We start from the raw sequence: 16,008 nt of genomic DNA on the forward strand, positions 1-16,008 counted from the left end.
TAGCCTGCTTTTTATTATCAATAACAGATATCAAATCAATTTCTCTCTTATCTTGATAACCGAAAACAAACCTATTTTCGCAATAATTACCCATAGCATTTGACTATAAAAAATAAAATTAATTAAATTCATAAATTAATTTAATTGGTAAATAAAAATTTATACTAAAGATCACTTGATAAAGCCAAAAATAACAGCCTTAATGAGAAATAAATATATTTACATTAATATCAATTAGTTATAAAACAAAACCTTATTATTTCAAAAACAAGTTGCGCCAAAATTAAGGCTCCATCCACATTCTCTCCAAAAAAACACCCTTCTTTTTGATTAATTTTATTAAATATAGGGTTGTCAGCATATTTCATTATGTTAGGTTATATAAAGCATAAATTTAAATAAGGATACGAAGAATTAATACACCATTAATTAACTAATCAAAGGATATTATTATTACATGTCATTTAAAATTGAAGTGAAAAATTTATACAAAATATTCGGAGATCACCCTAAACAAGCTTTTAAACTTATCGATAAAGGCTTAAATAAAGAACAAATATTTAATAAAACCGGTTTAACTGTTGGTGTCAAAAACGCCAATCTGGCCATTGAAGAAGGCGAAATCTTTGTCATTATGGGTCTATCGGGATCAGGAAAATCTACCCTAGTGCGCCTCCTCAATCGCCTAATCGAACCGACCAAAGGTCAAGTCTTAATCGACGGCGAAGATATTGCTAGCATTTCGCAGGAAAAATTACGAAAAGTCCGGCGTAAAAAAATTAGTATGGTATTTCAATCCTTTGCGTTAATGCCCCATCTCAATGTATTAGATAATGTCGCATTTGGTATGGAATTAGCCGGTGTTGCCAAACCAGAACGAACAGAAAAAGCATTAGTCGCATTACGACAAGTTAATCTTGAACAATGGGCACAATCTTTTCCAAACGAACTATCAGGAGGAATGCGTCAACGTATCGGTCTTGCGCGGGCATTGGCTAATGATCCTGACATTCTGCTGATGGATGAGGCCTTTTCTGCATTAGATCCGCTAATTAGAACAGAAATGCAAGATGAATTACTGTCTTTACAAGGTGATAAACAACGCACAATTATCTTTATCTCTCACGATCTAGATGAAGCGATGCGGATCGGCGATCGAATCGCTATTATGCAAGATGGCATTATTATCCAAGTCGGTACTCCTGATGAGATCTTAAATAATCCAGTTAACAATTATGTTAAAACGTTTTTTCGTGGCGTCGATATTAGCCAAGTCTTCTCTGCCAAGGATATTGCCCGCCGTCGACCTGACGCCCTATTACATGTTGCTCCTGGTTTTGGACCACGTTCAGCACTAAAAATACTGAATGATGAAGATCGTGATTATGGCTATCTAATTGAAAGAGGACAAAAATTTGTCGGTATCGTTTCGATTAGCTCATTGGAACAAGCATTACACGATAAAAAAAATATTGAGCAGGCAATTCTAACCTCACCTGGTGCTATTGATGCCAACACGCCACTTAATGAACTTATTTCAACCATTGCTCAATCTCCCTGTGCAGTTCCTGTCATTGGTGATAATCAACGTTATATTGGCGTTATTTCCAAAGGGATCTTACTGCAAGCATTAGATAAGGAGACAATAAATGGTTAATCAAGCTCACCTAAATCAAGAAATAATTAATGATCCTTGGAACACGGTAACGACAGAAAGCGCTACAGATTGGTTAGATAACCCCGTAGATGTAGCAACGGAACATTTTGATATCATGCATCCCTTCCAGCAGCCACTAATACCGCTGGACTCATGGGTTTCGCAGGCTATCGATTGGATAGTTTTACACTTTCGCCCATTGTTTCAGGGGATCCGTCTGCCAATTGATTTTATGTTAAGTCGTTTTGAACATATCCTAACCACATTACCTGCTACTTTTATCATTATTTGTTTCGCTCTGTTAGCCTGGCAGTTAGCAAATAAAAAAATAGCAGTAGCGACGTTTATCTCATTGGTTTTCATTGGAGCCATCGGCACCTGGTCAGAAGCAATGATCACTTTATCTCTGGTATTAACTTCCTTATTTTTCTGTCTGTTAATTGGTTTACCCTTGGGAATATGGTTAGCAAATAGCAAACCTGCAAGTCAAATAATTCGGCCGCTATTAGATGCAATGCAAACTACACCCGCGTTTGTTTATCTGGTCCCTATTGTCATGTTATTTGGAATTGGTAACGTCCCTGGTATTGTCGTTACAATTATTTTTGCTCTACCACCAATCATTCGATTAACTATTTTGGGAATAAGGCAAGTTCCTGATGATCTTATTGAAGCAGCAGAATCGTTTGGTGCCAGTCGAAATCAACTTTTATTTAAAGTTCAACTACCTCTTGCTGCGCCAACTATTATGGCGGGAGTTAATCAGACATTGATGTTATCACTTTCGATGGTTGTTATTGCCTCTATGATTGCTGTTGGCGGTTTGGGACAGATGGTACTAAGGGGAATTGGCCGATTAGATATGGGATTAGCGGCCGTAGGCGGTACAGGTATTGTCATATTGGCAATTATTCTGGATCGACTAACACAATCATTAGGTGAAAAAGCCAGCATTAAAAAAAATATCGCTTGGTATCACACGGGACCTATTGGCTTAATTATCTGTTTATTGCAAAAAACTAAAAGTCGCTTTGGGCAATAAACATAATGTTATTTTCATCAGCTAAAAAATTTTTAGCTCGCTCATCTGTCTGTGATCCCTAGAGAGGAAATAGCAATGCGCAACTCTGTTTTTCTGGCTGCGGTTTTAACAATATTAATTAGTATTAAACTTTCTGCTACTGAACTACCTGGCAAAGGTATAAAAGTACAACCTATTCAAAGCACCATTGCGGAAGAGACTTTCCAAACTTTGATCGTTAATAAAGCATTGCAGAAATTAGGTTACCAAATATTACCGACTCAAGAGGTCGACTATAACGTTGCTTACGCATCACTCGCTGCCGGTGATGCAACTTTTATGGCTGTCAATTGGCAGCCATTACACAATGCTCAATATGAAGCAGTTGGTGGCGATAAACGCCTATACCGCAAAGGTATCTATATCAGTAATGCAGTTCAAGGTTACCTAATAGATAAAAAAACGTCTGATAAATACCACATCACCAACTTAGCCCAATTTAAAGAAGCGAATATTGCTAAATTATTCGATACTAATGGTAACGGTAAAGCTGACCTCACTGGCTGTAACCCAGGTTGGGGTTGTGAAGCCGCAATTAATAACCATTTAAATGCTTATCACTTAAATACAACCGTAGAGCACAATCAGGGTAACTATGCGGCGATGATTGCAGATACCATCACTCGTTATAAAGAAGGTAAACCCATCCTCTACTATACCTGGGCACCTTATTGGGTCAACGCCTTGCTTAAACCGGGTAAAGACGTTGTCTGGTTGCAAGTTCCTTTTTCTTCACTACCAAACAATGATAAAAGTGATACCACTTTAGCAAATGGTAAAAATTATGGTTTTCCACCTAGCACAATGCATATCGTCGCTAATAAAATTTGGGCGGAAAAGAATCCTGCTGCGGCAAAACTATTTGCCATTATGAAAATTCCAATTACAGATATTAATGCCCAGAATCTTCGTATGCATAATGGTGAAGCTTCGCAAGCTGACATTGAACGTCATGCTCAAGGTTGGATAAAAGCTCATCAACAACTTTTTAATAACTGGATAAAGATGGCTTTAGAAAGCTAGCTTGTAAAAATCCTATCGTTACACATTTTATGTGATTTTCCATAAATAGGTTGAATGCTCTCTTTTCAACCTATTTTTATATTGTATTGCAACTTAATGACGATAAAGACATTCACCTATATTTAAATGAATAAGGAAATTAATTTTTACTTATTATCTTACAATCAAATAGATAGCTAGTTTAGATTAACCATTGTTTATTTTAATTTATATATGGTTAATTTAATGTTAGTGTTATAACAAAACAATCAATTAATATTAAATGTATATAATTTATTACAAATGATATTTATTTTTTATTAATTTGATAATGAAATTATTTTGCAAATAAGAAGTTATGGCCTATTTAAATCTATTTTAAAATTTATTTTTCTTATATTAACATTCAAAATATTTATGAATTAAATACCAATAACAAAATAAATTTCGCGATAATAAATAACTATAATTGATAATTTTAGCTTTTGATATACCATTTAGATTGATTATGACAGTTGCTATCTTACCAACTGAAACTAATAAGGTATATAAATAATGGAAAGCACACAAACACAAAAAGAAACTTCATTTTCTCCCATAGAGCAATTACTTAATGAGCGCAAACAACAACAACAAAAATCAATGATTCCGTTACCCTATCAGCAAATTTTACTAACACGCTTATGTATGCATGTTCAAGGTAAACTGTTAGAAAATAGAAATAGTATGCTTAAAAAACAAGGAATTAATGAAACGTTATTTATGGCATTAATAATTCTCGATACCCAAAAAACCCATAGTATACAACCCTCTGAACTTAGCGATGCTTTAGGTTCTTCGAGAACAAATGCAACGCGCATTGCAGATGAACTAGAAAATCGCAAATGGATTGAACGTAAGGAAAGTCACAATGATCGCCGCTGTTTACATCTCCATTTAACCGAAGAGGGGGCGAACTTTTTAAAAAAAATACTTCCTCGCCAAAACGAAAACTTAGAAAAAATTTGGTCTGTTTTTAGCGCTGAAGAAAAAAATACTATCGAAAAATTGATGAGAAAGTTATTAGTTAAACTTGATGATCTTGACAATCAAACAGTATGTTGATGATTACCATAAAACCAATCCCAATCATAAAAAATTATTAATAATAACCATACCGTTTCCAGTGGTATAATAGTAAGCTACTGGAAACTTTTGCTTATTAAGCGTAGATTAAACATTAGTAAAATGAATAATATGGAGTTTGATACAACATGGGCGTTAATGAACAACAAATAACAGCCACTAAAACACAAAAACGCCGAACTATAATTATACTAGTCAGTATTTTTTTTATTATTACTGCATTAATATGTGGAATTTATTGGTTTTTAGTGCTTCGACACCATCAAAGTACAGATAATGCTTACATTGCAGGCAATCAAATCCAATTAATGTCTCAGGTGCCTGGCAGCGTTATTACCGTTAACGTTGAAAATACTGATTTTGTAAAAAGTGGCACAGTGCTGGTAATGCTTGATCCCAAAGATGCTATTTTGGCATTGGAAAAAGCAAAAACTAATTTAGCTAATAGCGTGCGGCAAACCCATCAACATATGATTAATAGTCGACAGTATCAAGCTAATATCTCTCTTCGTCGTTCTGAACTAAATAAATTACAACAAGATCTTCAACGTCGTGAAATACTTGGCCAATCAAACGTTATTGGTAAAGAAGAATTACAACATGCTCGTGAAGCAGTGACCAGCGCTAAAGCCGCCTTAGATGTTGCTGTTGAGCAATTTAATGCTAATCAAGCTATCGTGTTAGATACCCCGCTTGATAAACAACCCGCGGTTTTACAAGCGGCCACTGAGCTTCGTAACGCTTGGTTAACTTTAAAACGAACTCAAATTGTTACCCCAATTGATGGCTATGTTTCACGTCGTAGTGTTCAAGTCGGTGCTCGTATTACCCCAGCAACACCGCTTATGGCGGTAGTACCCAGCGATAATATGTGGATTGACGCAAATTTTAAAGAAACCCAACATGCTGATATACGTATCGGTCAACCAGCAAAAATCACTACCGATTTTTATGGTAAAAGTGTTGTTTACCAAGGAAGCGTTGAAGGCTTAGATATGGGAACCGGTAGTGCTTTTTCACTATTACCGGCCCAAAATGCAAGTGGTAACTGGATCAAAATTGTTCAACGCTTACCCGTTCGGATAACCATTGATGCGGAACAGTTAAAGAAATATCCTCTAAGGATTGGACTATCAAGTGAAGTTACCGTCGATACAAGTAATAAAAATGGCCTGACACTTTCACAAAAAATTCGCGCTAATCCTGTTTACCATACTAATGTATTTAAAATTGATATGGCTCCCGTCGATCAACTCGTTACCGATATTATTAATAATAATTCAGGAACAAAATAAAAGGAGCTTATCGTGGCTAAAGAGCCATTACAAGGCGCAAAACTGGCATGGATGACATTAGCACTATCATTAGCGACCTTTATGCAGGTTTTGGATTCTACCATCGCTAATGTTGCAATCCCAACAATCGCAGGTAATTTAGGTGCTTCCAATTCACAAGGTACCTGGGTAATCACCTCCTTTGGAGTAGCTAATGCCATTTCGATCCCAATTACAGGTTGGTTGGCGAAACGTGTTGGCGAAGTTAAACTTTTTCTTTGGTCAACCGGGCTATTCACCCTGACATCATGGTTATGCGGTATTGCTGGCAGCTTGGAAACATTGATCTTCTTTCGCATCTTACAAGGAATGGTCGCGGGCCCACTGATTCCTTTGTCACAAAGCTTACTACTTAATAACTATCCTCCGCTTAAACGTAATATGGCGCTTGCGCTTTGGTCAATAACCATCGTCATTGCCCCTATTTGTGGTCCGATCTTGGGGGGTTATATTAGTGATAATTATCACTGGGGTTGGATTTTCTTTATTAATGTCCCGTTCGGTTTCGCTATTATTTTCATTATTATGCAAACACTCTCTGATCGTGAAACAGCAACCGAAATAAAACCCATTGATACTATTGGATTAACATTACTAATCATTGGTATCGGTGCATTACAAATTATGCTTGATCGAGGTAAAGAGCTAGATTGGTTTAATTCCACAGAAATTGTTGTGCTTGCGATAACCGCAGTAATTGCATTGAGCTTCCTTATTATTTGGGAATTAACAGATAATAACCCGGTTATTGATCTTTCACTGTTTAAAGAGCGTAACTTCACCATTGGCTGTTTATCACTCAGTCTGGCTTATATGCTCTACTTTGGTACGATTGTACTACTTCCGCAGTTATTACAGGAAGTGTTTGGCTATACGGCAACTTGGGCAGGTTTAGCCTCAGCGCCGGTCGGAATTTTACCCCTATTAATAACGCCGTTAATTGGGCGATTTAGCCATAAAATTGATATGCGTGTCATCGTTACCTTCAGCTTTATTGTTTACGCCATATGCTATTATTGGCGCGCGTGGACATTTGAGCCGGCAATGGATTTTGCCGCCGCAGCCTGGCCGCAATTCGTGCAAGGATTAGCTATTGCTTGCTTTTTCATGCCACTTACCACCATTACTTTATCTGGCTTGCCAGCTGAAAAGATCGCTTCAGCATCCAGTCTATCAAATTTTACCCGCACACTTGCCGGCGCGATAGGAACGTCTGTGACAACGACTTTATGGACACAAAGGGAAGCGATGCATTATGCCCATTTTACGGAGATTATTACCCCCTATAATCCAGAGTCACAACAATTCTACGCAAAATTATCCGCTCTAGGATTAAATGAGCAACAATCATCAGCTTATCTAGCCAAAATGATTACCGATCAAGGATTAATTATCTCAGCTAATGAAATTTTTTGGTTATCAGCAGGTGTTTTTATTGCTCTTTTAGTTTTACTTTGGTTGGCAAAACCTCCTTTCACTGCAGGGGACAGCCAAAACAGCGGAGGCGCACATTAATAGAAGGCGTGATAAAAAATAAGTTAGGCAATAATTATGCTAGTTGTTGAGATAGTTTAGTTTTACTCGCTATCTCAATAATATATGACTAAATTTTATTTTGTTGCCACCATTTAGCCAATATAATACCGGCAGCGACCGAAACGTTTAGACTTTTAACCTGACCGGTGCCTCCAATAGATAAACTCATATCGCCCTTCTGACAAAGACTTGTCGTCAATTCATCACTTTCCTGTTCCAATAGCAGTACTATTTTTTCCGGTAACTCTGCTTTAGCAATATCAATATTATCTTTATGACTAGACGTTGTAACAATGGTATAGCCTGCATGACGGAATTTATTCAATGTGGTAGCAAAATTATCTGATTGAATGCATTTAATATACTCGGCACCACCTGCTGCGGTTCTAACTGCAGATCCTGACTCCATTGCTGCAACATTATGTAGAATAATGCCTTGTGCGCCAAAATGAGCGCAACTACGCATAATTGCCCCTAAATTATGTGGATTACCAATATCCTCAACGGCTAATACACAATCAACTTTAGTTGATTGGGCTAAATAAGCTTCAGCATCAAACCCAGCACGCTTTTTAATTAAGAAACAAACTCCACCGTGATGTTCAGTACCAGAAGCTTTTACTAGCTCTTCTTCGTTAACCACATGATAGGCTTTGCGATTTGCTGCCATCCACTTGAGTGCATCACGGAAATGAGGAGTAATAGACTGAACAAACCAGGCGCGAACAATTGCCTCCGGACGATGTTTAAACATCGCTTGACAGGCATGCTCACCATAGATACGTGTCTCTTCTAAACGCTGGCGACGAATTTGTTCTGGATCAAGTAGACTTTTACCACTAATACCACTATGGCTAGTAACAGGATCTCGGCGTTGAGAAATCGCTTTCCAGGGATCATCCGTTAAACGTTCATTATTACGATCATTACGGCGTGATGACGATTTCTTATTTTTAGTGGAAAGATGTTTATTCTTTCGTCGATCATTGGTGGTGTTGCTGTCGTTATTACGAACATACATCACTTTTACTTTACCGTTTTTACCGCTATATGAATCATTCATGAGTGCCTCCAGCCACGTTATGCCAGGCAGATTACATGATGTTAGGATCAAACGCTACTGACTTTTTATACTTTATTATTAACGCTAAAAATAGAAAGCTGACGAATTAATTCAGAAAGATTAAATTTTGCTGCTATGGAAAGATTTTCAGCCAACTAAAGCATAAAAGACATTTCCCTGCTTTGGCCTTATCTATTGATAAGTTGCTATAGTGTAGCTTGTATAGGCTGTATCTCTACTCTTACAAAAGTGTTTTACTGCTCGCTAAGTTCTAAAAGCAAACATAGTCATAGTGTTTTTCATTCAACGTCGGCCTTAGTCAAAAATATTATTTTTTATAACAGCGTTGTTTTTTTTAAATCAGGCTTATTTAATTATTTGCTCCCCTTTAGGTTTACCTTATTTTTAGCTACCAATGTGTATTTTGACAAAACATAAAATATTTCAGGTCTATACCTGATCATGATTAAATTCTATTCATTTAATAATTAAACCATCTAATTTGTATTATTCGCAAGGGATAAACACATGAGAGATGAATTTGCGACTCAATTAACATTACTGTATGAAAATATTGGACTGCAATTACCAATAAATTTTAATCAAATTGATTTTTCCATCAGAGTCGATGGAAAATTTTCTGTTAGATTAATTGAGTACCCGGTGGGTAGATTGGTTTTATGCACTGTATTACAAACTCTCAATCAAGAAAAAATTCTTGAGTTGATGAAATTTAATTTAATAAATCATCAACTCTATCAACCCGTATTAGCAATAAGTGATGATAGACAGTTAGTTATTTGGCAAGGATTTACTGATATGGTTTTTTCTGAAAAAAACTTAATCGGCCGGTTTGATGAGTTTGTTCAATTTTCTGAATTAATGCTAGAAATCATAGCATAATCAATTTGTCATCATGAACTTATTTGTTACAAAAAAAGCAACCAATTGCCATTACTTAAGCATGATGAGTAAGTTTTTAGCAAAAAATTTAAATACACATAACTAATTTTAGGCTCAACCTTTAAATACTTAACTAGGGGGAAAAATGAAGATACTTAATGATTTAGTTGTTGGTGTTAATCAAGCACTATTTCCAAACCAAGTCGCTCCTGAGCAATTGAGCCAAACTCGACAACTGCTTTCAGAACAGACTCAGAATTGCCATCAACCGTTTGGTCAAGCAATATACAATATAAACGGTAGTATGGGAACTTACGGGGTAGATATACCCAGTTGGAAAGCTCGGCAGTATGCACAGGATAGCTCTGAGGTTGAAAATGGTTTTAGGTCTAATACCTCAGCCTTTGCCAGATCATCGGTAGGCTGGGCAAAAATTGGTGATCCTGTTGGTACAATAATGAATTTAGGCGGTGCACTATTAGCCGGCGCAATAGATGGCACTAATTACAGTACAGGACATATTTTCCGTATGGAAAAGTTAGCTTAATATGTTCATATATCACGGTGAGTTCTCTGAGTATTAATTCTTATCATTAGCTATCATTGGGCCTGTATGTTATAGATATCATGCTAAGTTTTAGTTTTACAACATACCATTGATTGTAAACCATTCAAATCAAATGTTGATGGGTAAAATGGCAATATGAAAACCGCTGTTAACCTAAGTCAGAGAACTCGCTATTATTTGCTAATAGACACTCAAAATAATATATAACCTCGTCAACGATAAAGCTAAAAAATCATCTCGATAAAATTTAGATTAATGTTTAATACCAATCAGGCGGCAATACTGTTGCTAATTGATTAGGAAATTGTTTCCTTGCGTGATCTATCATTTCACTGAACAATAGCGAAGTACAATAAAACTTTTTTCTAAGCCAAGCAATCGACTTTTCCACTCGGTAACTTGTTGTTCGGAATCAAAAATAGACGGGCAAATTTCATAAGCTTTATTCAACATCGCACAGGAAAAATATCTTAAAGCATTAGGTGATTCGGTTTCAGTACCCAAAATAGCACTAGAAGTATATTTGACAAATACCGCTGATAAGCTAAATATTTTTTCTGCTTTTTCCTTATCGGTTGCTTCATTTAATTTATAAGTATTGAGAATATCCTGATAAAATTTTTCTGTTAATTGATAATTAATTGGCGTGAGAACCTGATAGGCTTTATTAGTTAATAGCTTTTCTAATTGAATTTGTTCTTCTGGGTTAACTAATTTCTCTGTTGAAATAGCTTTTTTTGTTACTGCAATAAATAAGTCATACAATTTTTCATCTAAGTCTAATAAATCAAGCAAACGGTTAAAAGTATTTATTCGAAGCAGAGATTGATATCCGCTATAAAATATTGGAAATTTATTTTTTAAAATATCCTCTAATTGATAATCAGCTTGATTTAAATTATTTTGTTGCTGGTAAAGAAAAAATTGGTTTAATACTTGATCTTTGCCTGTTAGATTTGGCATTAACATTCCAGTTAGTACATTTTGCGACAACATCATGGCATAACCCTGTTCGTTAGGAGAAAATAGAATATAGTTTGCCGCATTTTTGTCTGACCAATCAGTTTTATTATCACCATAACAGCCAAAATCATCCAACTGGACATAAGGTTGGATTTGGCTACTTTTTAGGTAATGCTCATAAATAGCGATCGCTTTTTCTTTTAATTGCGCTGAATCAACTTTATATATAGCTTGAGAAATAGTCTGTATAAAGGCTGAATTACCGCTAAAAAGTAAATCAGGATAATGTTGGAAAGTATCAATCATCAAATTAATAACCGATTCTTTTTGTAATGGCATCGGCCAATCATTAAATTTTTCAATATAGCTAGCACAAACACTTTTTAGCCAATTTGAAATTTCAGTATCAGCATAAAAGGGTGGTTCAGCTAAAATATCGATTAATGATGCTGCGACAGCGGACGTGTCAACTCGCTGATTTGTTAATGATGCAATAATTTGTTTTATCATATCTATTTTTGCCACATCGGGCATTTTATCAATGCTGGCAATCTGGGTTAAAACACTATTAGTCTCTCGATTATTTATATGATTTAAATATCGATCAAGGCTATTTTGTTCCCACTTTTACTCAATCGATAAATTAATGGCTTTATGCAAAATAATCGACTGGAGATCTAAGTTAATAAACGATTGCAAAGATATTGTCGCACCACTTAAATTGCTGTTAGTGAGTTTAACATTGGTTAGATTAGCATTTTTTAAATTTGCATCCGTGAGATTTGCATTAGTTAAATCTGCGCCACATAAATCGGTCTTAATTAAACTGGCATTGGTAAAATCTACATTTTGCATCTTAGCGCTACGAAAATGAGCTCGCGTTAAGTCTGCACCTATTAATTTAGCATTAGTTAATATTGAACTTACCCCCCTGGCCTGTTCTAAATTAGCGTTAGTCAAATTAGCCTCCGTTAAATCTGTATTGGACATCTCAGCATTTAACATATTTGCGGCAGTTAAATCAGCACGTTGCATAATGCTACACAATAAAAATGCTTGCGATAAATTTGCTCCCTTCAACTTAGCTCTCATTAAATCAGCATACTGTAGATGAGCTCTGCTCAAATTAGCCATTGCCAAATTGCAATATTTTAAATTAGCATTCATGAGATCTATGTCTTGCAAATCCGCATTAGCGATATTCGCATCTGTTAAAATCGTCCACTTCAAAATGGCATTATTTAATTTGGCATTCCTTAAATCTATTTTGCTCAAATCCGCGCTAGACAAATTACTATGTTGTAAATCAGCATTAATCATCTTAACCGCCACTAATTTACTGTGCATTAAATTAACGTTACTAAGATCAATCTCTGCGGGTAATTCCATACCCGTCAAATCAATTTCAACTAACTCAAAGCAATCACCCGCTTCTCTGATTTGTAATTTCTCCAGTAAGCTAGCTAATTTTTTATTTTGCAAATCTTGCCTATCACCTAAACCACTATCTAAAGTTAATTTTTCGCTTAAAATTGCCAAGTCCTTTTTTACTTTAGGCTGTTCTTCGCTAATAAGGTCGGGCTCTATGGGGGAAATTAAAATATTTTCGTTTTTAAAGATCTTAAACATGTTTACCTCTATGATGTTGAATTCTCCATTATTGCCAATACCGTATCGCTCAAAACACCGTTTTATTAATTTCTTTTTAGAGTAATAATTACCACCAGTAATATGATGAAATTATTTTTTATTTAACAAAAAACAACATAATATTCTTTACTTTTTAAAATAATAAACTTTTATATTTTTTTACTTTTAAATTCCGCTCTCAAAAGCAAGCTAATTTTTTTAACACCACTTAATCTTTATCGTGTGAATCTGTGTGATATTAAAATAACAACCATTAAAGAATGAAAAAAATATTCATAAGAAACTAATAATTATGAAATTATGATTTCATAATTTATTTTTTATAAATAGTATCTGACCAACAAACTTTGTCCTCTGGCGGCAAAAATCACAGAAAAATGCGAAAATATCAGCTACATTGATAGACAATACCCATGACAAGGTAAATATCTATGAGCCAGCGTGGACTCGACGCATTATTGCGACCTAAATCCATTGCAGTTATTGGTGCCTCAGAAAAACCAGAACGAGCAGGATCTGTGATTATCAAGAATCTACTTTCTAGTGGCTTTACAGGCCCGATCCTGCCGGTTACACCAAATAAAAATGCGGTAATGGGAATACTCACCTATCCTACAATTGATAAATTACCATTTTCACCAGATTTAGCGGTTATCTGCACAAATTCAGATAGAAATTTAGCTTGTCTAAAACAACTGGGTAAAATGGGTTGTAAAGCGGCCATTATCCTCTCGTCGCCACCTTCTCAGTTTGTGAAACTTAAAGCATTAACACAGCAGTACAATATAAGATTATTGGGGCCCAATAGTTTGGGGATCCTAGCCCCCTGGCAACAACTAAACGCCAGCTTTTCACCAATTCCAATCTTAAAAGGCAAACTAGCTTTTATTTCTCAATCTGCTGCAGTTTCAAATATTATTCTGGACTGGGCACAACAGCGTAAAATTGGCTTTTCTTACTTTATTGCGCTGGGAAATAGTTTGGATATTGATATCGATGATCTACTTGATTTTCTGGCTAGAGATAATAAAACCAGCGCCATATTACTTTATATAGAACATATTCAGCAGGCGCGAAGATTCCTTTCAGCTGCTCGCAGTGCATCACGTAATAAACCGATTCTAGTTGTTAAAAGCGGACGTACTCAACAAGCACAATATTTACTAGGTGAAGTCCAAAGCTTTGATGCTGCTTATGACGCAGCTATTCAACGAGCGGGATTACTTCGAGTGCAAGATACCCATGAAATGTTTTCCGCAGTAGAAACATTAAGTCACATGTCTCCTTTAAAGGGGGACAGGCTCTCTATTATTAGTAATGGTAACGGGCCCGCCGCAATGGCCCTCGATGAGCTTTTTCGGCGCAAAGGAAAGCTGGCAAAACTGAATACTAATACGCAACAAAAAATTCAAGCCATTTTTCCCAATCTTCACTCAAATCAAAATCCAATTAATATCGGTGATGATGCAACCATAGAATGCTACATCAAAATCCTTAATATTATGTTAGATAGCCAGGATCATGATGCTATATTACTTATTCATTCGCCTAGTACTATTGCCCCCAGTTTATTTACCGCTGAGAGGATCATTCACACCATTCAATCACATCCCCGCGGTAAATGGTTAACTATATTAACTAACTGGTGTGGCGAATATTCATCCCAAGATGCCCGTAAACGTTTTAGTGAAACGAGTATTCCAACTTATCGAACACCGGAAGGCGCCATTACTGCTTATATGCATATGGTAGAATATCGCCGTAACCAAAAACAATTGACAGAAACACCGGCATTACCTATTGGATTAACCGCTAACACAACAAAAGCCCATGCATTAATTCAAAAAGCATTAAAAAAAGGGATAACCCAGCTTGATACGCATGAGGTGGAACCTATTTTACGCGCCTATGGCTTAAAAATATTACCCACATGGATAGCCCATAATAGTGATCAGGCAATCGCTATCGCTGAAAAAATTGGCTATCCGGTTGCTTTAAAATTACGCTCGGCAGATATTCCTCACAAATCTGATATTCAAGGCGTTATGCTTTATTTACGCAATGCCAAAGAAGTGGCAGATGCTAGCCAGGGAATTTTTGATCGCGCCGCTCAACACTTCCCTAACGCCATGATTCAAGGCCTATTAGTACAAAGTATGGCAAATAAAGCAGGTTCTCTCGAGTTAAAAATAGCAATTGAACAAGATCCCATTTTTGGTCCTTTGATCTTATTAGGTGATGGTGATATTGAATGGCAGCCAGAAACCCATGCTGCGGTAGCGCTCCCCCCTCTCAACATGACATTAGCCAGATATCTAGTTATTCAAGCAATTAAAAATCAAAAAATAAAATCAACAAATTCATCCCATCAACTAAATATTGATGGTCTTTGCCAATTACTCGTCCGTGTTTCAAACTTACTGATAGATTGTCCGCAGATTGTACGACTAAATATTCATCCCCTGCTGGCTTTTGAGGATGAATTCACTTTACTGGATGTTGCAATGGAACTCTGCCCTATTGTTGGTGATCCTAAGGCAAGATTAGCAATTAGACCTTATCCTAATGAATTAGAAGAAATTATTTCTCTTAAAAATGGCATAAAGTGTCTACTTAGACCTATCCTACCGGAAGATGAACATCTACTTAAAGATTTTATTACTCAGGTAACCAAAGAAGATCTTTATTATCGTTATTTTAGTGAAATTAGCGAATTTACCCCTGATGACTTAGCAAATATGACCCAAATCGACTATGACCGCGAAATGGCTTTTATTGCGATTAAAAAAAATTCCGAGATCATTGGCGTAGTTCGCGTAGTAGAGGATCCTGACAATCAGCAAGCAGAATTTGCCGTTTTAGTCCGTTCTGATATGAAAGGTAATACACTTGGATATCAACTAATGGATAAAATTATCAGATATAGCCGTAGCCGAGGTACTCAGCGACTTACCGCAATTACCATGCCTGAAAATAAAAAAATGCTACAACTAGCACAAAAATTAGGTTTTAATCTCGATCTTCAATTTGAAGATAGTATTGTCAACCTAGATTTAGCACTATAAAGAAAATAATCTTATAACTATATAGGCCTAATAATGTAGTAAATAATGACTGAACAATCGC

The 16,008-nt window shown here is 36.0% G+C and carries 11 protein-coding genes and 1 pseudogene; 9 read left to right on the forward strand and 3 right to left on the reverse strand.

All coding sequences use genetic code 11. The annotated features are described in order from the left end of the window. The first annotated feature begins 457 nt into the window (after positions 1-457). From proV to emrB, 6 genes are all read left to right on the forward strand, one after another. Positions 458-1,657: a glycine betaine/L-proline ABC transporter ATP-binding protein ProV gene (gene proV, locus LDL57_RS10935; protein WP_225505609.1), complete on the forward strand. Its 1,200-nt coding sequence runs from the start codon at positions 458-460 to the stop codon at positions 1,655-1,657. Further along, a complete protein-coding gene (gene proW / locus LDL57_RS10940; RefSeq protein WP_180559554.1) occupies positions 1,650-2,699 on the forward strand; it encodes a glycine betaine/L-proline ABC transporter permease ProW in 1,050 nt (349 codons plus the stop codon). The genes proV and proW overlap by 8 nt, the downstream gene beginning before the upstream one ends. Positions 2,700-2,774: 75 nt before the next feature. Continuing rightward, positions 2,775-3,761, forward strand: coding sequence for a glycine betaine/L-proline ABC transporter substrate-binding protein ProX (proX, locus tag LDL57_RS10945; protein WP_180559553.1), 987 nt, complete (start codon positions 2,775-2,777; stop codon positions 3,759-3,761). Between the two features lie 534 nt (positions 3,762-4,295). Further along, entirely contained in the window at positions 4,296-4,844 is a 549-nt protein-coding gene (gene mprA, locus LDL57_RS10950; RefSeq protein WP_180559552.1) for a transcriptional repressor MprA, read from the forward strand. 149 nt (positions 4,845-4,993) lie between these two features. Beyond that, positions 4,994-6,160, forward strand: a complete 1,167-nt coding sequence (gene emrA / locus LDL57_RS10955) for a multidrug efflux MFS transporter periplasmic adaptor subunit EmrA (protein ID WP_225505611.1) — start codon at positions 4,994-4,996, stop codon at positions 6,158-6,160. A gap of 12 nt (positions 6,161-6,172) precedes the next feature. Further along, positions 6,173-7,714, forward strand: coding sequence for a multidrug efflux MFS transporter permease subunit EmrB (emrB, locus tag LDL57_RS10960; RefSeq protein WP_225505618.1), 1,542 nt, complete (start codon positions 6,173-6,175; stop codon positions 7,712-7,714). Between the two features lie 88 nt (positions 7,715-7,802). On the opposite strand, the gene LDL57_RS10965 is transcribed toward emrB, so the two are convergent. Beyond that, the gene (locus LDL57_RS10965; protein ID WP_225505620.1) at positions 7,803-8,798 is read right to left on the reverse strand and encodes a tRNA/rRNA methyltransferase; all 996 of its coding nucleotides are present in this window, start codon (positions 8,796-8,798) and stop codon (positions 7,803-7,805) included. Between the two features lie 528 nt (positions 8,799-9,326). Between LDL57_RS10965 and LDL57_RS10970 the strand changes: the two genes are divergently transcribed. After that, positions 9,327-9,701: a type III secretion system chaperone family protein gene (locus LDL57_RS10970; RefSeq protein ID WP_180559548.1), complete on the forward strand. Its 375-nt coding sequence runs from the start codon at positions 9,327-9,329 to the stop codon at positions 9,699-9,701. A 145-nt stretch (positions 9,702-9,846) separates the two neighbouring features. Then, positions 9,847-10,248 (forward strand): hypothetical protein, encoded by a 402-nt coding sequence (locus tag LDL57_RS10975; RefSeq protein WP_180559547.1) that lies wholly within the window; start codon positions 9,847-9,849, stop codon positions 10,246-10,248. A 280-nt stretch (positions 10,249-10,528) separates the two neighbouring features. Here the strand turns inward: LDL57_RS10975 and LDL57_RS10980 are convergent. After that, positions 10,529-11,766: pseudogene (locus LDL57_RS10980) on the reverse strand (hypothetical protein). A 93-nt stretch (positions 11,767-11,859) separates the two neighbouring features. Continuing rightward, positions 11,860-12,861: a pentapeptide repeat-containing protein gene (locus LDL57_RS10985; protein ID WP_180559545.1), complete on the reverse strand. Its 1,002-nt coding sequence runs from the start codon at positions 12,859-12,861 to the stop codon at positions 11,860-11,862. A 452-nt stretch (positions 12,862-13,313) separates the two neighbouring features. Here LDL57_RS10985 and LDL57_RS10990 point away from each other — a divergent pair, with 452 nt between their 5' ends. Then, positions 13,314-15,947, forward strand: a complete 2,634-nt coding sequence (locus LDL57_RS10990; RefSeq protein ID WP_225505622.1) for a bifunctional acetate--CoA ligase family protein/GNAT family N-acetyltransferase — start codon at positions 13,314-13,316, stop codon at positions 15,945-15,947. The last annotated feature ends 61 nt before the right edge of the window (positions 15,948-16,008 follow it).

Source organism: Arsenophonus apicola (assembly GCF_020268605.1).
GTDB classification, from domain to species: Bacteria; Pseudomonadota; Gammaproteobacteria; order Enterobacterales; family Enterobacteriaceae; genus Arsenophonus; species Arsenophonus apicola.